Annotated in this window: 15 protein-coding genes; 10 read left to right on the plus strand and 5 right to left on the minus strand. The window is 60.4% G+C overall.

Annotated elements, in window-relative coordinates; translation table 11 throughout:
* Positions 1–182 precede the first annotated feature (182 nt).
* From adk to AC07XF_RS11625, 5 genes are all read left to right on the plus strand, one after another.
* Positions 183–830, plus strand: coding sequence for an adenylate kinase (gene adk / locus AC07XF_RS11605; RefSeq protein WP_007990793.1), 648 nt, complete (start codon positions 183–185; stop codon positions 828–830).
* A 94-nt stretch (positions 831–924) separates the two neighbouring features.
* Positions 925–1,599: a tRNA (adenosine(37)-N6)-threonylcarbamoyltransferase complex dimerization subunit type 1 TsaB gene (tsaB, locus tag AC07XF_RS11610; RefSeq protein WP_495026602.1), complete on the plus strand. Its 675-nt coding sequence runs from the start codon at positions 925–927 to the stop codon at positions 1,597–1,599.
* A gap of 255 nt (positions 1,600–1,854) precedes the next feature.
* Positions 1,855–2,160 (plus strand): hypothetical protein, encoded by a 306-nt coding sequence (locus tag AC07XF_RS11615; RefSeq protein ID WP_007990798.1) that lies wholly within the window; start codon positions 1,855–1,857, stop codon positions 2,158–2,160.
* Positions 2,160–3,020: a DUF72 domain-containing protein gene (locus AC07XF_RS11620; protein ID WP_495026603.1), complete on the plus strand. Its 861-nt coding sequence runs from the start codon at positions 2,160–2,162 to the stop codon at positions 3,018–3,020. The genes AC07XF_RS11615 and AC07XF_RS11620 overlap by 1 nt, the downstream gene beginning before the upstream one ends.
* Positions 3,021–3,051: 31 nt before the next feature.
* The gene (locus tag AC07XF_RS11625) at positions 3,052–3,873 is read left to right on the plus strand and encodes an isocitrate lyase/PEP mutase family protein (RefSeq protein ID WP_495026604.1); all 822 of its coding nucleotides are present in this window, start codon (positions 3,052–3,054) and stop codon (positions 3,871–3,873) included.
* Positions 3,874–3,902: 29 nt separating this feature from the next.
* Here AC07XF_RS11625 and AC07XF_RS11630 read toward each other — a convergent pair whose 3' ends face one another.
* Positions 3,903–4,523, minus strand: coding sequence for an energy transducer TonB (locus AC07XF_RS11630; RefSeq protein WP_495026605.1), 621 nt, complete (start codon positions 4,521–4,523; stop codon positions 3,903–3,905).
* Between the two features lie 93 nt (positions 4,524–4,616).
* Between AC07XF_RS11630 and AC07XF_RS11635 the strand changes: the two genes are divergently transcribed.
* Positions 4,617–5,399, plus strand: a complete 783-nt coding sequence (locus AC07XF_RS11635; protein WP_008019582.1) for a class I SAM-dependent methyltransferase — start codon at positions 4,617–4,619, stop codon at positions 5,397–5,399.
* A 96-nt stretch (positions 5,400–5,495) separates the two neighbouring features.
* Here AC07XF_RS11635 and AC07XF_RS11640 read toward each other — a convergent pair whose 3' ends face one another.
* A complete protein-coding gene (locus AC07XF_RS11640) occupies positions 5,496–6,134 on the minus strand; it encodes a TetR/AcrR family transcriptional regulator (protein ID WP_495026606.1) in 639 nt (212 codons plus the stop codon).
* Positions 6,135–6,227: 93 nt separating this feature from the next.
* On the opposite strand from AC07XF_RS11640, the gene AC07XF_RS11645 reads away from it, so the two are divergent.
* The 4 genes from AC07XF_RS11645 to AC07XF_RS11660 all read left to right on the plus strand — a co-directional run bounded on the left by AC07XF_RS11645 (position 6,228) and on the right by AC07XF_RS11660 (position 12,820).
* On the plus strand, positions 6,228–7,328 hold the full coding sequence (locus tag AC07XF_RS11645; protein WP_495026607.1) for an efflux RND transporter periplasmic adaptor subunit: 1,101 nt from the start codon (positions 6,228–6,230) through the stop codon (positions 7,326–7,328).
* 6 nt (positions 7,329–7,334) lie between these two features.
* The gene (locus AC07XF_RS11650; RefSeq protein ID WP_495026608.1) at positions 7,335–10,400 is read left to right on the plus strand and encodes an efflux RND transporter permease subunit; all 3,066 of its coding nucleotides are present in this window, start codon (positions 7,335–7,337) and stop codon (positions 10,398–10,400) included.
* Between the two features lie 665 nt (positions 10,401–11,065).
* Positions 11,066–11,347: a DUF6124 family protein gene (locus AC07XF_RS11655; RefSeq protein ID WP_495026609.1), complete on the plus strand. Its 282-nt coding sequence runs from the start codon at positions 11,066–11,068 to the stop codon at positions 11,345–11,347.
* 126 nt (positions 11,348–11,473) lie between these two features.
* Positions 11,474–12,820: a Fic family protein gene (locus tag AC07XF_RS11660; protein ID WP_495026610.1), complete on the plus strand. Its 1,347-nt coding sequence runs from the start codon at positions 11,474–11,476 to the stop codon at positions 12,818–12,820.
* A gap of 49 nt (positions 12,821–12,869) precedes the next feature.
* Here AC07XF_RS11660 and AC07XF_RS11665 read toward each other — a convergent pair whose 3' ends face one another.
* From AC07XF_RS11665 to plsB, 3 genes are all read right to left on the minus strand, one after another.
* On the minus strand, positions 12,870–13,559 hold the full coding sequence (locus tag AC07XF_RS11665) for a DUF4197 domain-containing protein (RefSeq protein WP_495026611.1): 690 nt from the start codon (positions 13,557–13,559) through the stop codon (positions 12,870–12,872).
* 24 nt (positions 13,560–13,583) lie between these two features.
* Entirely contained in the window at positions 13,584–13,982 is a 399-nt protein-coding gene (locus AC07XF_RS11670) for a YbaY family lipoprotein (RefSeq protein ID WP_007990311.1), read from the minus strand.
* A gap of 149 nt (positions 13,983–14,131) precedes the next feature.
* Positions 14,132–16,633 carry a glycerol-3-phosphate 1-O-acyltransferase PlsB gene (plsB, locus tag AC07XF_RS11675; protein WP_495026612.1) on the minus strand — a complete coding sequence of 834 codons (2,502 nt, stop codon included), beginning with the start codon at positions 16,631–16,633 and terminating at the stop codon, positions 14,132–14,134.
* Positions 16,634–16,906 lie beyond the last annotated feature (273 nt).

Here is a 16,906-nt window from a genome sequence, read left to right on the forward strand (position 1 = left end):
GAACTGCGCGCAATGGTCGCAAGAGGCAGCGGTTTCTCCGACTTTTGGCGTCTTGTGTGGGCGCAGCCTGCTGTGTATCTTGATCAGCCTTTGGCCGTTTGGGCGGTCACGACCCTATTTTTGAGATTGGCCCCACGAGGCGAATCTGACGTTATCTATATAAAAAATTGAGGAGCACATCGATGCGCGTCATTCTGCTGGGAGCTCCCGGGGCCGGTAAAGGTACTCAGGCTAAGTTCATCACCGAAAAATTCGGCATTCCGCAAATCTCCACCGGTGACATGCTGCGTGCAGCGGTCAAGGCCGGCACCGAACTGGGCATCAAGGCCAAGAGCATCATGGATGCCGGTGGCCTGGTGTCCGATGACCTGATCATCGCACTGGTCAAGGACCGCATCGCCCAGTCCGATTGCGCCAACGGTTTCCTGTTCGACGGCTTCCCGCGCACCATTCCCCAGGCTGAAGCCCTGGTGACGGCCGGCGTCGAGCTGGATGCTGTGGTTGAGATCGCCGTCGAAGACGAAGAGATCGTCCAGCGTATCGCCGGTCGTCGTGTTCACGAGGCCAGCGGCCGCGTGTACCACATTGTCTACAACCCGCCGAAAATCGCTGGCAAGGACGACATCACCGGTGAAGAGCTGGTACAGCGCAAGGACGACACCGAAGAAACCGTGCGTCATCGCCTGTCGGTCTACCATTCGCAGACCAAGCCGCTGGTGGATTTCTACCAGAAGCTGTCGGCTGCCAATGGCAAGCCGCAATACAGCCATATCGAAGGCGTCGGTTCGGTTGAAGCGATCACCGCCAAGGTGCTTGCAGCCCTGAGCTGAAAAGTCTGATCCGCTGCATCATCCACGGCCCGCTTGCGGGCCGTAGTTGTTTATACTGACGCACTTTTTTCTGATCTCTCTTGTGGATACATCGATGAGCACCTTGCTGGCCCTGGACACCGCGACTGAAGCTTGCTCCGTTGCCTTGCTGCATGACGGCAAGGTCACGAGCCATTACGAGGTGATCCCGCGCCTGCACGCGCAGAAGCTGTTGCCGATGATCCAGCAGTTACTGGCCGATGCCGGGACCACACTGCAAGCGGTCGATGCCATCGCGTTCGGCCGTGGTCCGGGTGCCTTCACGGGCGTGCGCATCGCCATCGGCGTGGTGCAAGGCCTGGCGTTTGCCCTGGATCGCCCGGTGCTGCCGGTGTCGAACCTGGCCGTGCTGGCGCAACGTGCGTTCCGCGAACACGGTGCCAGTCAAGTCGCCGCCGCCATCGATGCGCGGATGGACGAAGTGTATTGGGGGTGCTACCGCGAAACGGCCGGGGAGATGCGCCTGGTGGGTGCGGAAGCGGTACTGCCACCGGAGTCCGCCGCATTGCCGGCCGACGCCAGCGGCGAATGGTTCGGCGCAGGCACCGGTTGGGGTTATGGCGAGCGCATCGCCGTCAGCCTGAGCGGGCAGGACGCAGGCATGTTGCCCCATGCCGAAGACCTGCTGACCCTGGCGCGATTTGCCTGGGCGCGCGGCGAGGCGATCGTGGCCGATGAGGCGCAGCCGGTGTATCTGCGCGATAAAGTGGCGACGCCCAAGGCACGTTGATTCATGCAGCACCTGTGGGAGCGGGCTTGCTCGCGAAGGCGGTATAACATTCAACATTTCTGTTGCCTGACACACCGTCTTCGCGAGCAAGCCCGCTCCCACAGGGTTAGTGTTCTGCTCTAATTCTGCCAATTGTCGTTTTCTAACCCCAGCTTTTAAACCTTTTGTCTTTTATGTGTTCTAGTTATCACTCGGCGGTTTGCGAAGTGGTTTTTGCGCCACTAAACTGCCATCACTGATTCCGAGTATGCACCTATGCGTATAGACGGCGTTTCCTCTCAGTCCTACCCCATCAAGCGCAAACCTCGCACAGGCCGCGTGGTGGAAGACGACGCCATTGATATCGAAGGCGAGCTGGAATTCCCGACTGAAGAGCAACTGGCTGCACGCGCCGCCAAAGCCTCTGCGCAAAAACTGAGCAATCTCCCTGCCCGTCAACAAGACATGCTTTACCACCGTGCCATGAGCAAAAGCGTGGCGATGGCCCTGGCCAGCTACCTGAGCACCGCCGGTTTCGTCGATTGGGAAGCGGATGTGCTGGGTCTCGACCTGTACATCTGATGTTGCTGCCTTACTACCTCGGCTGTCCTTCATGGAGTGAAAACGCCTGGCGCGATTACCTGTATCCGTCGGACGCCAGGCCCGCCGAGTTTCTTGATCTCTATTCCCAAGTATTCAATGCCGTAGAAGGCAACACGACCTTCTACGCGAGCCCGGCTGCGAGCACCGTGCAGCGTTGGGCCGATACCATGCCCGAACACTTTCGTTTCACCGCCAAGTTTCCCGGCGAGATCAGCCATGGTGGAGACCTGCGCGAGCAGCTGACAGCCGCCGAAACCTTCCTGCAATTACTCAGCCCGCTCGGCGAGCGGGTGTCGCCATTGTGGTTGCAGCTGTCGAAAAGCTTCACGCCCCAGCGTTTGCCCGAACTGGCCGGATTTATCGATGCCCTGCAACGGCCGCTGGCCGTGGAAGTGCGGCATGATGACTTTTTCGCCAAGGGGGACAGCGAGCGAATGCTCAATCGTCTGCTGCTGGATCGCGGAGTCGAACGCATCTGTCTCGATCCCCGCGCGCTGTTCAGTTGCACCTCGACCGAGCCCTCGGTGCTCCATGCGCAATCGAAGAAACCCCGTGTGCCACCGCGTCCGGCGGCATTCACGGCATTCCCGCAGGTGCGTTTTATCGGCCATCCGACGCTTGAGGCCAACGATCCGTTCCTTGAACCCTGGGTCGAAAAAATCGCGCTGTGGATCGAAGAAGGCCGCACGCCGTATATCTTCCTGCACACGGCCGACAACGTACTGGCCGCAAAACTGGCGCAGCGCTTTCACGCCAGGCTAATGCTGCGTTTGCCTGGCTTGCCGGCGTTGCCTGAGCTATACAGAGAGCCCGCCATCGAGCAACTTGGCCTGCTCTGAGGCGGACTTCCCCCTCTTCAGGAGCCTGCCAATGGATGCGCAAACCCTTCGAGCCCAGGCGTTCAAAGCCCTTCACGAACGCCAAGGCGCTTTTGTGATTCCCAATCCGTGGGACGCCGGGTCGGCGAAAATGCTCGTCAGCCTCGGCTTCGAGGCGCTGGCGACCACCAGTGCCGGCTATGCCTTTTCCCAGGGGCGTGCCGATGGCGGATTGACCCTCGACGATACCCTGCTGAATGTTCAGGCGATTGTTGCCGCCACTGACCTGCCGGTTGCCGTGGACTTGGAAAACGGTTTTGCCGACAACCCGGCCGATTGCGCCAAAAGCATTTTGCGCGCGGCAGAGGTCGGTGCTGTCGGTGGTTCGATTGAAGATGCCACCGGCCGCGAAGAAGGCCCGATCTACTGTTTCGAACACGCCGTGGCGCGAATAGAGGCCTCTGTCGCTGCTGCTCGCAGCTTGCCGTTCCCCTTCACATTGACTGCCCGGGCGGAAAACTTCCTGCACGGCAATCCGGATCTGGCCGACACGATTCGCCGCTTGCAGGCATTCGCCGAGGCCGGTGCCGACGTGCTCTACGCACCGGGCCTGCGCAGCGCCGAGGATGTCTTGGCGGTGGTGCGCGCGGTGGCGCCAAAACCGGTGAATGTGTTGATGTCGGGCGGCTTGAAGCTGACGGTCGCGCAGTTGAGTGAAATGGGCGTCAAACGCATCAGCGTGGGCTCGGCGCTCGCACTGGCGGCGTATGGCGAGTTCTTTCGCGCCGCCGAAGAAATCCAGACGTCAGGCACGTTCGGTTTCACGTCCCGGTCGATGCCGTACCAGAAGGCCAATCAGTTCTTCAAAGGCTGAACATTGAGTGTGTGGCGGGGTGCTGAGGATCAGGCGGCGATGCGCAGGTTCTGCAGGATGATCGGGCGGGCCCAGCCATTATCGAAATCGAGTTGTTTCTGCTGCTCCACCCGTTCTTCTGGCGAGAACGGCGGGAACGGCTTGTCGAGCAGGTCGAGGTCGAACTCGGCGATGGGCAGGTGCAGCGGACGCGGTTGCGGGGCAGGGCCGGCTTGTGGCACCGGCTGACCGGCGTTCAGTACGATCGGGCGAACCCAGCCGCTTTCGAAGTCCTGCTGTTTTTGCTGGGCGACGATTTCAGCCGTCGGGAACGGTGGGCGTGGTTTGTCTGCCAGGTCCATTTCGAGTTCGGCAATCGGCAGGAACAGCGGCTCGGGCGGGCGGATTACAGTGTCCGTCACGTCGCATTCGCGCTGGGACACGATGTGCGCCAGCAGTTCGCTGCCGACGGTAGGTTCAACCGGGCTTTCGATGTCGACCGGTGGAAAGTTCAACGATTGCGGCAGCACTTCACCCGACTGTTCGGCCAGCGCCCGGGCAAAGAAATCCTGCCAGATATGGCTGACGCCGCTCAGTGCCTGGGTATTTCGCAGGTTGTAGTCGCCGTAGGGCGAGATAAAACCTGTGAATGTGGGTTGAATGTCTGACATTTCTCTCGGTCGACGCTCAGCTCTGGCAAAATGCTCGATAGTTTTGTTATCGGCAGTTTTTGCCGATCATTAATTTTTTGAGCGTGTTTTCCGATGATTGATCAACCTGCGGCCTGCCGCATCCATGTCCAGGCCCTGGACGCGGCTTTCGAGCCACAAGCCGAGCAATGGGCCGAGCGTCTGGGCTTGCCGATGCAAGTGGCTGACGGTGAATTTGCCTTGCAGGTGGGCGACCAGGGTTTGCAACTGCAACAGCTCGGGCCGGATGCGCCGGGGCCGGTGCGGGTGGACTTCGTCGAGGGCGGTGCGGCCCATCGCCGGTTGTATGGCGGTGGCAGCGGGCAGATGATCGCCAAGGCCGTCGGTGTTGCCCAGGGCGTGCGCCCGCGCGTACTGGACGCCACGGCCGGGCTGGGCAAGGATGCGTTCGTGCTGGCCAGCCTCGGTTGCGAGATGAGCCTGATCGAGCGTCAACCGCTGATTGGTGCCTTGCTGGAGGATGGACTGGCCCGTGGCGCGGAAGATTTCGACGTGGCGCCGATCGTCGCGCGCATGCGCTTGCTCAAGGGTAACTCGATCGAGGTGATGCGCAATTGGGAGGGCGAACCGCCGCAGGTGATCTATCTCGACCCGATGTTCCCGCACCGTGAGAAAACTGCGCTGGTGAAGAAGGAAATGCGCCTGTTCCGGCCGCTGGTGGGCGATGACCCGGATGCGCCGGCATTGCTCGAAGCCGCGTTGGCCCTGGCCAGCCATCGGGTGGTGGTCAAGCGTCCGCGCAAGGCACCGTGCATCGAAGGGCCGAAACCGAGTCATGCGCTGGACGGCAAGTCCAGTCGGTATGACATCTATCCGAAGAAGGCGCTCAAGCCTTAAGACCGAGTCGCCTGCTTCGCTACAGAAAGTCCGGCCCCTTGTAGGAGCTGGCTTGCCAGCGATGGCGCCCGCCCAGACAGCACAAATCCATCAGGCTCACTCAGGCCGATAAGCCCGCATAAACAACCCCACAACTTCCCGCACATGACTCTCCGCCGCCTCGCCAACCGGTGGTTCGCCGCAGCCATACAGCAAGCGGAAATTCCCGGCGCCCTTGAGCAGGCAGAAGAAGTGCTCGGCGGCGTTGTGCGGTTTGTCGATGGTCAGCACGCCACTTTCGTCGATCCGGCTCAGCAAGCGTTCCATGCCATGCAGCATGCGCTCTGGGCCGGCCTCAAAGAAGATTTGCGCGAGTTTCGGGTCCTGGCTGCCCAGGGTCATCATCAAACGGTGCAGGTTCACGGACTCATCACTGTTGATCAGCTGATGAAAACCGCGCGCGATGTTCAGCAGCACGGTTTCCACTGCCGCACCTTCCGGCAATTCGAAGAACAGCGGTGGCAACTGCTCCTCGCACTTGGCCATCACGGCGGCGGAGAACAGCGTCTCCTTGTCGTTGAAGTGGCTGTAGACCGTCAGCTTCGACACACCGGCCTCGGCTGCAACGGCATCCATGCTGGTATTGGCGTAACCCTTACTCAGAAACAGCACTTTCGCCGCATCGAGAATTGCCTGGCGCTTGACCAAATCCTTGGGTCTGCCTGGGCCATTGGGTGCTGAAAGATTGTTTGGCATATTCGTTTTTATTACTGGACTGGTGAGTTTGCTATTAATAACATACTGCTCAGTATAATTATTCAAAGCACCATTAGCGAAAGGTCCTTCACCATGTTCCGCTATGCCTTGCCCCTCGCGTTGCCAGTCACCCTGGCTTTTTTATTGTCTGCGTGTGGTCACGAAGAGGCGCCGCAAGTCAGTGTGCGCCCGGCCATGGTGGTTCAGCCAGAGCCTTCGGCGCAGTCCATGGAAAGCTATCCCGGTGAAGTTCGCGCGCGTTATGAACCGGATCTGGCGTTCCGTATTGGCGGCAAAGTCAGCCGACGACTGGTCGAGGAAGGGCAGCGGGTCAAGGCCGATCAACCCTTGGCGGAGCTCGATCCTCAGGACGTGCGCCTGCAACTGGAAGCCACTCGTGCCCAGGTCGCCGCCGCTGAAGCCAATCTGAACATGGTGCGCGCCGAGCGTGATCGCTATAAAACCCTGATGGAACGTCAGCTGGTCAGCCGCTCGCAGTACGACAACGCCGAGAACCTCTACCGCTCCGGCGAAGCCCGCCTCAAGCAAATCAAAGCCGAATTCAACGTTTCCAATAACCAGGCCAGCTACGCCGTGTTGCGTGCGCCGCAGGACGGCGTCGTGGCCAAGCGTCTGGTGGAAGTCGGGCAAGTCGTGGCCGCGGGGCAAACGGTGTTCACACTGGCTACCGATGGCGAGCGTGAAGTGTTGATCAGCCTGCCGGAGCAAAACTTCGGTCGCTTCAAGGTCGGTGAACCGGTGTCGGTGGAACTCTGGACCCAGCCCGACCAGCGTTTCGAAGGGCGTATCCGTGAGTTGTCGCCAGCAGCCGATCCAAAGTCCCGCACATTCGCGGCGCGCATCGCCTTCACATCCGGCAAGGTTCCGGTGGAACTGGGCCAGAGCGCCCGAGTGTTCGTGCAGGCCGCCGACGTGGTGCCTCTGTCCGTTCCGCTGTCTGCGCTGACCGCCGAAAATGGCGTGACCTATGTCTGGGTCGTCAGCGCCAACAACACCTTGAAGAGAACCCCGGTGCGCGTCGGTGCCTTCGGCGAGAAAACCGTACCGGTGCTTGAAGGGCTCAACGCCAGCGACTGGGTGGTGGCCGCCGGTGTCCATGTGCTTCTCGAAGGGCAGCAGGTACGCCCGGTGGATCGCTCCAATCGCGTGGTCAATCTGGCGGACAAGGAGTAAGCCCCAATGCGCTTCAACGTTTCCGAATGGGCGCTGCGTAATCGCCAGATCGTCCTGTTCCTGATGCTGTTGCTGGCCATTGTCGGCGCACTTTCCTACACCAAGCTCGGCCAGAGTGAAGACCCGCCGTTCACCTTCAAGGCCATGGTGATTCGCACCAACTGGCCCGGAGCGACCGCCCAGGAAGTCTCGCGCCAGGTCACCGAACGTATTGAAAAGAAACTGATGGAAACCGGCGAGTACGAGCGCATCGTGTCGTTCTCCCGCCCCGGCGAATCCCAGGTGACCTTCATTGCGCGCGACTCCATGCACTCGGTGGAGATCCCGGAGCTCTGGTATCAGGTGCGCAAGAAGATCAGCGACATTCGTCATACCCTGCCGCCGGGGATTCAGGGGCCGTTCTTCAACGATGAATTCGGCACCACCTTCGGCAATATCTACGCACTGACCGGCGAGGGTTTCGACTACGCCGTGCTCAAGGATTATGCCGACCGCATCCAGATCCAGCTGCAACGGGTCAAGGATGTGGGCAAGGTCGAACTGCTGGGGTTGCAGGACGAGAAAATCTGGATCGAGCTCTCCAACGTCAAGCTCGCCACCCTCGGCTTGCCGCTGGCGGCTGTCCAGCAAGCCCTTGAAGAGCAGAACGCGGTGTCCACGGCAGGCTTCTTCGAAACCAGCAGCGAGCGATTGCAACTACGGGTGACGGGGAATTTTCAGACGGTCGACGAGATCAAGAACTTCCCGATCCGCGTCGGTGATCGCACCTTCCGTATCTCCGATGTGGCTGATGTGCGGCGTGGTTTCAACGATCCACCGGCGCCGCGCATGCGCTTCATGGCGCAAGACGCCATCGGCCTGGCGGTGGCGATGAAGGACGGCGGTGACATTCTGGTGCTGGGCAAGGCACTGGAAGTCGAATTCGCCCGTATCCAGAAAAACCTCCCGGCCGGTATGGAGCTGCGCAAAGTCTCCGACCAGCCGGCGGCGGTGAAAACCGGGGTTGGCGAGTTCGTGCAAGTGCTGGTCGAGGCGCTGGCCATTGTTTTGCTGGTGAGCTTCTTCTCCCTCGGCGTGCGCACCGGCATGGTGGTGGCGCTGGCGATTCCGCTGGTGCTGGCGATGACGTTCGCCTGCATGTATTACCTCGGCATCGGTCTGCACAAGATTTCCCTCGGCGCGCTGGTACTGGCCCTGGGTTTGCTGGTGGACGACGCGATCATCGCCGTGGAAATGATGGCGATCAAAATGGAGCAGGGCTTCGACCGGGTCAAAGCGGCGAGTTATGCCTGGACCAGCACCGCGTTCCCGATGCTCACCGGTACGCTGATCACTGCGGCCGGCTTCCTGCCGATTGCCACGGCGCAATCGGGCACGGGCGAATACACCCGTTCGATCTTCGAGGTGGTCACCATCGCGCTGTTGGCGTCGTGGGTGGCCGCGGTGGTCTTCGTGCCGTACCTGGGGGAAAAACTCCTGCCAGACCTGGCGAAGATTCACGCCGCCAAACACGGTGCCGGTCAGCCCGATCCGTATGGCACGCCGTTCTATCAGCGTGTCCGGCGTCTGGTGGAGTGGTGTGTGCGCTGGCGCAAAACCGTGATCCTGGCGACCGTGCTGTTGTTCATTGCCTCCATCGTGCTGTTCAAGTTTGTACCGCAGCAATTCTTCCCGGCATCGGGTCGCCTGGAGTTGATGGTCGACCTGAAACTGGCCGAAGGCGCTTCGCTAAGCAACACCGCCGACGAGGTCAAACGCCTCGAAGCGCTGCTCAAGGACAAGGCTGGGATCGACAATTACGTGGCCTACGTCGGCACCGGTTCGCCGCGCTTCTACCTGCCGCTGGATCAGCAACTGCCGGCGGCGAGCTTCGCCCAGTTTGTTGTCCTGGCGAAAACCATCGAAGAACGGGAGGCCCTGCGCACCTGGTTGATCTCAACCCTCAACGAACAATTCCCGGCTCTGCGCTCGCGGGTCACGCGTCTGGAAAACGGTCCGCCAGTTGGCTATCCGGTGCAATTCCGGGTGACCGGTGAGCATATCGAGGAGGTGCGGGCGCTGGCGCGCAAAGTCGCGGCCAAGGTTCGCGAGAACCCGCATGTGGTCAACGTTCACCTGGATTGGGAAGAACCGAGCAAAGTCGTCTACCTGAACATCGATCAGGACCGCGCGCGGGCGCTGGGCGTGAGTACGGCGAACCTGTCGAGGTTCTTGCAAAGTTCCCTGACCGGTTCCAGCGTCAGCCAGTACCGTGAAGACAACGAGTTGATCGAGATCCTGTTGCGCGGCACCGTGCATGAGCGTACCGAGTTGTCGTTGCTGCCGAGCCTGGCGGTGCCGACCGATAACGGTCGCAGCGTCGCACTGTCGCAGATCGCGACCCTGGAGTACGGCTTCGAGGAGGGCATCATCTGGCACCGCAACCGCCTGCCCAACGTGACGGTTCGCGCTGACATCTATGGCAAGGAGCAACCGGCGACGCTGGTGCAACAAATCATGCCGACTCTCGATCCGATCCGCGCCGAACTGCCCGATGGGTATTTGCTGGATGTCGGCGGCACGGTGGAGGACTCCGCACGTGGACAGAACTCGGTGAAGGCCGGCGTGCCGTTGTTCATCGTGGTGGTGTTGACCTTGCTGATGCTGCAACTGCGCAGTTTTTCGCGCACGGCGATGGTGTTTCTGACGGCGCCGCTGGGGTTGATTGGGGTGACGCTGTTTCTGTTGGTGTTCCGCCAGCCATTCGGTTTTGTGGCGATGCTGGGGACCATCGCCTTGTCGGGGATGATCATGCGTAACTCGGTGATTCTGGTGGATCAGATCGAGCAGGACATTGCTGCCGGGTTGAAGCCTTGGCAGGCGATCATCGAGGCGACGGTGCGGCGGTTCCGGCCGATTGTGTTGACGGCGCTTGCTGCTGTTTTGGCGATGATTCCGTTGTCGCGTAGCGTGTTTTTCGGGCCGATGGCGGTGGCGATCATGGGGGGGTTGATCGTTGCTACGGCGTTGACGCTTTTGTTTTTGCCGGCGTTGTATGCGGCCTGGTTCCGGGTTCGCAAAGAACCCGTTTGACCTTGGCGGCCTTCGGGCCGACCAGGTTCCTGGTTGATTGAGTACATATCCGTTTCTGCGGTAACGGCGGCTTATGGTTCCGCTCTTACAGCGGGTCACTTTTGGCAAACGCCCCAAAAGTAACCAAAAGGTCTCGCCCCTTACGTACGGCCCCTCGCTGAGGCTCGGGGTTCCTTCGCTCCGGCATTCATCCGGGGGCATCGCCTCCGGTCGGCTTCGCTTCGACCTCCTCTCGATGTGTTCGGCTTCGCCGAACGGCGCTGCGCGCCCACCCCCGGATGAACGCCTCCCCTCAGCCTGCCGAGGGGGCGGGTGGATCAAGATCAAGAGCTGCAGGCGAGCTAACGCTCGGCCTGATGAGTGGTGAAGAGCAGCAGTGAGTGCCATCCCCTGTAGGAGCTGGCTTGCCAGCGAAGGCTGCCTGCCAGCCGACCAATTTCTTGCTGATGCCCACCGATCAAATTGTGGGAGCGGGCTTGCTCGCGAAGGCGGCCTGATGGCCAACAATGTTTATCGCCTAATCAAACATTCAGACCATTCCCACAAGACTTTCAGGTTGCCCGTCGGAAGCACGATCTCTAGCCTTTGACCGTCGCTGCCAATTCAGCGACCGGGACTGCAAGCCCGCCAATAGTTTGTTAGGCGCCTACTTTGGGAGCTTCGCAATGATCAAAGACAGTCCGGATCCCTCCGCCTCTGAATTCGAAAAACAAACGAGAAATCCACACCGCCCCTGCCCAATTTTCACCATCCGCCCAGGCATCAACTCCGAAACCCTCTTGGTTCACGCCTATGAAACTCTCGCTTCAGCCAATGTGATGGCAACTGAGTTGTCGTCCATCCTGACGGGCCCAACCTGCAATCTGGTGCTCGGTATTCAGCAGCTGATTGTCCTCGCACAGCTATCAGTGAACGGTGTGCTGGATCATCTCGATCCACCGCAATAGCTTTTGTAGGAGCTGCCGCAGGCTGCGGCAGCTCCTACATCAATCTCGGACTCGTCTGATATTGAGGTGCAGTGGTTTGAGTGTTGTATTCAGAACTCGGTTTCACGACTGTTTGAGACAGCAATCATGAAAAATCCACCCAAGTTGAGGGGGTGGTCCGACCCGGTATTTGATCGGTTGGGACAATCACCGAACAAGGAACGCCTTTCGGATTATCTCGCTCTGCTCAAGCCCCTGGATGATCAGGGGCGTTATCTGCCATTCGATGCATTGCGCTATCGCTGGGCTCCGGGGCTGGATTCGAACCTGTGTTGGGCTTTGGTCAAGAAAGCCCGGGCTGCGCAGTATTCGAACCTTTTGCCGTTGGGAGAGCCTTCCCGGTGGCTGCAATTCGTGCTGACGCCGCAAGCGCAAAAGGCCATTTCCGCGGTGGACCGGCAAACGACAACCGCCGTGCTGGAATACATGACCGGCCAGATCGGGGAGCGTGCGCACTTCAGTTATCTGCTCAATGACCTGATCGAAGATGAAGCCATCAGTAGCAGCCAGCTCGAAGGCGCGGCAACCACGACACGCGTGGCCAAGGACATGCTCAAGCGTCATCGCCTGCCGCGCACGCCGGACGAGCGAATGGTCATCGGTAATTTCAAGATGATGAACTTCGCCTGGGAGCAGCGCTACGAGCCTCTGAGCGTTGAGTTGATCATGGCGATGCACCGCGTTGGCGTCGAGGGCATCGATGATCCGCAGTATTCGCCGGGGGTGTTCAGAAGCCGTGATGATGTCGTGGTGCAGGATGGCGAGGGCAACACCGTTCATACGCCGCCGCCTGCGGCAGGTATTGGGTTGCGTTTGCAGGCGCTGGCGCAATGGATCAACCATTCCCATAACAACCTCCATCAAGCGGATTACCTTCATCCATTGATCAAAGGCATCGCTCTGCATTTTGCCCTAGGTTACGAGCATCCTTTTCGCGATGGTAACGGTCGGGTCGCGCGGGCGCTGTTTTACTGGTTCATGTTCAAGAATGACTTCTCGGCGTTCCGTTACATCGCGATCAGCGTCTTGTTACGCAATGCGCCGGTGAAGTACGGGCGCTCATACCTGGATACCGAGGCGGATGATCTGGATCTGACGTATTTCATCGATTTCCAGTGTTCGGTGGTGCTGCGTGCCGTGGGCAGTTTTACCGAGACGTATCGGAAAAGTCTGGTTGATGCTGAGTGCTTTGATCGATGGCTGCGGGAAAGTGGTTTTCTCGACCAACTCACGGAGAATCAGCGGGCCGTGTTTCAAGTGGCCAAGAGCGGAATGGCCAAGGAATTTACCGCGGTCAATGTGAAGGAAAACCTGGGGTGCTCTTACAACACGGCATCAGCCACATTGAATGGGCTGGTCGAATTGAAGCTGTTCGAGAAACGGAAAATGGGGCAGGAGTGGGTGTTTTTTCTACGACCGGCCTCCACGACCTGAACCAATGTGGGAGCGGGCAGGCCCACTCCCACAGGGTTTTTGTTGTGGCTTAAAGCGTGCCGAATACCTTCTTCGCCAAACTGGTCGCTGCAGCCGCCGGGTTCTGGCGGATGGTTTCTTCCTGTTTGCCGATCATTTCGAACAAACCGTTCAAGGCCTGCTCGGTGACGTAGTTCTCGACGTTGGCGTTTTTCGCATCCACTACGCCCATGGTTGCCGCTTGCCCGGCGAACGAGTTGTACTGCTGGGCCAGGCCAACCTTGTCGGTGGCTTGCTTGAGGATCGGCAGGAACTTGGCGCGGATCTGCTCGCGGCTGGTCTTGTTCAGGTATTGGGTGGCCGAGTCATTGCCGCCGCTGAGGATGCTCTTGGCATCTTCCACAGTCATTTTCTTCACGGCATCGACGAGGATTGGCTGGGCCTGGGTCACGGCGGTTTCGGCGGCCTTGTTCATGCTGGCTTCCAGTTCATCGACCTGGTCACCCATGCCGAACTGTTTCATTTTGCTGGCGACCTTGCCCAGTTTGCCCGGCAGTTCGATTTTCACCTCCGGGTTGTTACTGAAGCCGCCCGGGGTACCGAGCTGTTTTACGGCCAGTTGTGCACCTTGGGTCAGCGCGTCCTTGAGCCCGCCTGTGGCGTCTTTCTGCGACAGGTCGCTGAGGGACAGCGCCAGGGCGCTGGCGGAGATCATCAAACCTGCGCACAGGCCGGCAAAGCGGAGGGTAGGGCGGAGCATGGCAACTTCCTTTTTCAAAGGTATTTAGCGGGCCGCGTCAACGCGGACCTTCAGCGGTTGTGGGTCGGTACCGTCCAGGCGTACAGCGTGATTTTCGGTGGTAATGAACATCAGCTTGCCGTCGACTTCGATACGCGCGCTGACTGAGTAACGATGACCCGGTTTGACCTGTGCCGGATCGTAACTCAGATGGAACGGTAGCGGCACTTGGCCTTTGACCTGGCCTTTCTGTTCGTCGAGGACCACGGCCGGTGCGTCGGCGAGCGACACGTCCTGCAAGCTGACGCTCAGGGTGGCGGTGGGCGGCAGGGCGCTGCGTTGCAGGTAGAAGACTTCACCGTCGAGGCTGGTTTTCGCCGCAGGTTGAATCGACTGACAGGCACCGAGCAGGGTGCTCATTGCCAGGATAGAGAGTTTTTTCATCGGAGATCTCCGTATCGAAGGCGCCAGAAGCAGCCTGGCGCCTGTAGAGATGTGGGAGCGGGCTCGCTCGCGAAGTCGGTGTATCAGACAACAGAGATGTTGCATTTCACACCGCTTTCGCGAGCAAGCCCGCTCCCACAGGTTCTGCATCAGGCCTGTGGCGCTGGGAGCGCTTGATCCGCCGCATCTTCACTGCGATGCAACGCCACCTGCCGGATCGACAAGCGAATTTCTGCCGGCAATACGCGCTTGGCCGCGCCTTCGGCCAGTTCACCGAGCAGTTCGTGATAGCTCAGCTTGCCCGCTTCGTCGCGCTTGAGCACGTCAAGGTCGAGCATCGTCTGGATGAAGTGGCGGAACAGGCTCTTGTCGAAGAATTCCGGGGCGTTCAGGCCATGCAGGATCGATAGCCTCTGGGCCATGACCGTGCACAGGTCCTCCAGTTCTTCGGCGCTGATGCTGTTCTGGCCGCTGTTGAGCAGCAGCGACACGGTCATGTAGAAGCGTTGCAGAGTCTGGGCGATGCTTTTCGAGAGCAGCGTCAGCAGCACGAAATGCCGCGAACTCGGCGCCGGACGCAGGTACACGTCGTTTTCGAAACGCAGCAGGCCTTGTTCGACGAAGGCTTCCAGCCATTGATCGATCACCCCGTCCAGCTCATCCAGCGACCAGCGAATGAACAGCTCCGCTTGCAGGTACGGGTAGAGCGCGCGGGTGTAGCGCAGGATCTGTTCGCGGCTCATGCGCGATGCGCTCTGGAAGAAGCTCGCCAGCAGCGCCGGCAAGGCGAAGATGTGCAGCACGTTGTTGCGGTAGTAAGTCATCAGGACCGCGTTCTGCTCGTCCAGATAGAGGATCTTGCCCAGGGCATCGCTCTGCTCGGACAGCAGGTCCATGTCCTTCACATGCTCGATCAACGCCCGGCCGTCACCTTCCGGCAGGGTGGTGTGTGGCGAGTAGGGGACCTTGCGTAACAGCGCCAGATACAGGTCGAGTACCCGCGCCATGGCGCGATCATCCAGAGCCAGGCGGCTGGTGGACAGCAGCGCCAGTGCAACGAGGTTGACCGGGTTGATCGCCGCCGCTTCGTTCAAATGCCGGGCGACTTTCTCGCCGAGACGGTTGGTGGTTTCGTTGAGCCAGGCGGGTCTGAACTGCGGGCCGAGTTCCTGCTTGCGCCAGTCCGGCTGCTCGCTGTCGAGGAATTCCGCCAGTTTGATCGGCTCGCCGAAGTTCACGGCGACCTGGCCGAAGCGCTGCTTGAGTGCGCCAATGACTTTGAAAATATCGAAGATCGACTCTTTCTTCTTGCTCGCCCCGCGCAATTCACCGAGGTAGGTCCGGCCTTCCAGCACACGCTCGTAGCCGATGTACACCGGCACGAACACGATGGGCATGCGCGAGGAACGCAGGAAACTGCGCAGGGTGATCGCCAGCATCCCGGTTTTCGGTTGCAGCATGCGCCCGGTGCGCGAACGGCCGCCCTCGACGAAGTACTCCACCGGGAAGCCCTTGGTGAACAGGGTGTGCAGATACTCGTTGAACACCGAGGTGTACAGTGGGTTGCCCTTGAACGTGCGGCGCATGAAGAACGCGCCGCCACGCCGCAGCAGGCCACCGATCAGCGGCATGTTGAGATTGATCCCGGCGGCGATGTGCGGCGGGGTCAGGCCGTTGCGGAACAGTAGATAGGACAGCAGCAGATAATCGATATGGCTGCGGTGGCACGGCACATAGATCACTTCGTGACCCTGGGCGACTGTCTGCACGCCTTCGATGTGGTTGACCTTGATGCCGTCGTAGATCTTGTTCCAGAACCAGCTCAGCACCACTTCCATAAAACGGATCGCAGTGTAGGTGTAGTCCGAGGCGATTTCGTTGCCGTATCGCAGGGCCTGGGCCTTGGCTTTCTCCGGTGAAATGTTCTCGCGCTCGGCTTCGTCGAGGATCGCCTGTTTGACCTGTGGCTGGTTCAGCAGGCCTTTGACCAGGTTGCGGCGGTGGGAAATGTCCGGGCCGATCACCGCGGCCTTCAGGTTGCGGAAGTGCACCCGCAAAATGCGCTGGGCCATGCGCACAGTGCGCTCATGGCCCTTGTCGTGCTCAATCAGTTCACGCAGGTGGATCGGCGCGGAGAACTGCACGCGGGTCTTGCGCCCCAGCACGATGACGCTCAGCAAGCGACGCAGACGCCCGGTCACCGCCCAGCTGTCGGCAAACAACAGCTTCCATGGGCTGTTTTCACTGTCCGGCGACTGGCCCCAGAACACGCTGACCGGAATGATCTGCGCGTCTTCGGCGGCATTCTGGCTCAGGGCGCTGACCAGGCGAGTCAGGGTTGGCGGTGCGCCGCGCTTGTCCTGGCGGCCGAGCCAGTCCGGGTCCGGTGTCAGGTAGAAGAACGCGGCGGGTTCCAGCAGGTTACCCACCGAGACCGGCAGCACCGGACGCGGCAGGCCAGCCTTGCTGCACTCGGTGTCGACCACGGCGAGATCGGTCAGCGAAGGGTTTTGCAGGACGTAGAACACCGGACGACTGCGGTCGAGGTTAAGGGTGAACGACGACTGGTTGATCGTCTCGGAGCGAACCCAGAGGTACAACAGTCGGCGCAGGGTGCCAAACACAAGACGGCGGAACGGGGAGCGGGTCATACGGCTTCTGCGTGAGTGAATAAAACCAAGCGTTTGCTCGGGCGGGCGTAGGGGGCCTTCTCAATTAGTTTCCACGCCGCGTTGTCGCCTTAAAGCGGGCCAGGCAAGGCGCAGGCCGCTGGGAATGGTTGCTCCCTTTCCAAGGCCTGCAACGCAGCCTGGCCCGCTTTAAGGCACAACCCGAAGGGCCGGGCCTGGGGGGGGGGGGGGGGGGGGGGGGGGGGGGGGGGGGGGGGGGGGGGGGGGGGGGGGGGGGGGGGGGGGTGGGGGGGG

It is taken from the genome of Pseudomonas sp. GW821-FHT01C01 (genome assembly GCF_059422645.1).

What these genes read in the sequence shown, in the direction of transcription:
- AC07XF_RS11620 (WP_495026603.1), top strand. Translation starts at nt 2,160, where the DNA reads ATGTTGCTGCCTTACTACCTCGGCTGTCCTTCATGGAGTGAAAACGCC.
- AC07XF_RS11670 (WP_007990311.1), bottom strand. Translation starts at nt 13,982, where the DNA reads ATGAAAAAACTCTCTATCCTGGCAATGAGCACCCTGCTCGGTGCCTGT.
- AC07XF_RS11650 (WP_495026608.1), top strand. Translation starts at nt 7,335, where the DNA reads ATGCGCTTCAACGTTTCCGAATGGGCGCTGCGTAATCGCCAGATCGTC.
- AC07XF_RS11625 (WP_495026604.1), top strand. Translation starts at nt 3,052, where the DNA reads ATGGATGCGCAAACCCTTCGAGCCCAGGCGTTCAAAGCCCTTCACGAA.
- AC07XF_RS11615 (WP_007990798.1), top strand. Translation starts at nt 1,855, where the DNA reads ATGCGTATAGACGGCGTTTCCTCTCAGTCCTACCCCATCAAGCGCAAA.
- AC07XF_RS11640 (WP_495026606.1), bottom strand. Translation starts at nt 6,134, where the DNA reads ATGCCAAACAATCTTTCAGCACCCAATGGCCCAGGCAGACCCAAGGAT.
- AC07XF_RS11630 (WP_495026605.1), bottom strand. Translation starts at nt 4,523, where the DNA reads ATGTCAGACATTCAACCCACATTCACAGGTTTTATCTCGCCCTACGGC.
- AC07XF_RS11660 (WP_495026610.1), top strand. Translation starts at nt 11,474, where the DNA reads ATGAAAAATCCACCCAAGTTGAGGGGGTGGTCCGACCCGGTATTTGAT.
- plsB (WP_495026612.1), bottom strand. Translation starts at nt 16,633, where the DNA reads ATGACCCGCTCCCCGTTCCGCCGTCTTGTGTTTGGCACCCTGCGCCGA.
- AC07XF_RS11665 (WP_495026611.1), bottom strand. Translation starts at nt 13,559, where the DNA reads ATGCTCCGCCCTACCCTCCGCTTTGCCGGCCTGTGCGCAGGTTTGATG.
- AC07XF_RS11655 (WP_495026609.1), top strand. Translation starts at nt 11,066, where the DNA reads ATGATCAAAGACAGTCCGGATCCCTCCGCCTCTGAATTCGAAAAACAA.
- AC07XF_RS11645 (WP_495026607.1), top strand. Translation starts at nt 6,228, where the DNA reads ATGTTCCGCTATGCCTTGCCCCTCGCGTTGCCAGTCACCCTGGCTTTT.
- AC07XF_RS11635 (WP_008019582.1), top strand. Translation starts at nt 4,617, where the DNA reads ATGATTGATCAACCTGCGGCCTGCCGCATCCATGTCCAGGCCCTGGAC.
- adk (WP_007990793.1), top strand. Translation starts at nt 183, where the DNA reads ATGCGCGTCATTCTGCTGGGAGCTCCCGGGGCCGGTAAAGGTACTCAG.
- tsaB (WP_495026602.1), top strand. Translation starts at nt 925, where the DNA reads ATGAGCACCTTGCTGGCCCTGGACACCGCGACTGAAGCTTGCTCCGTT.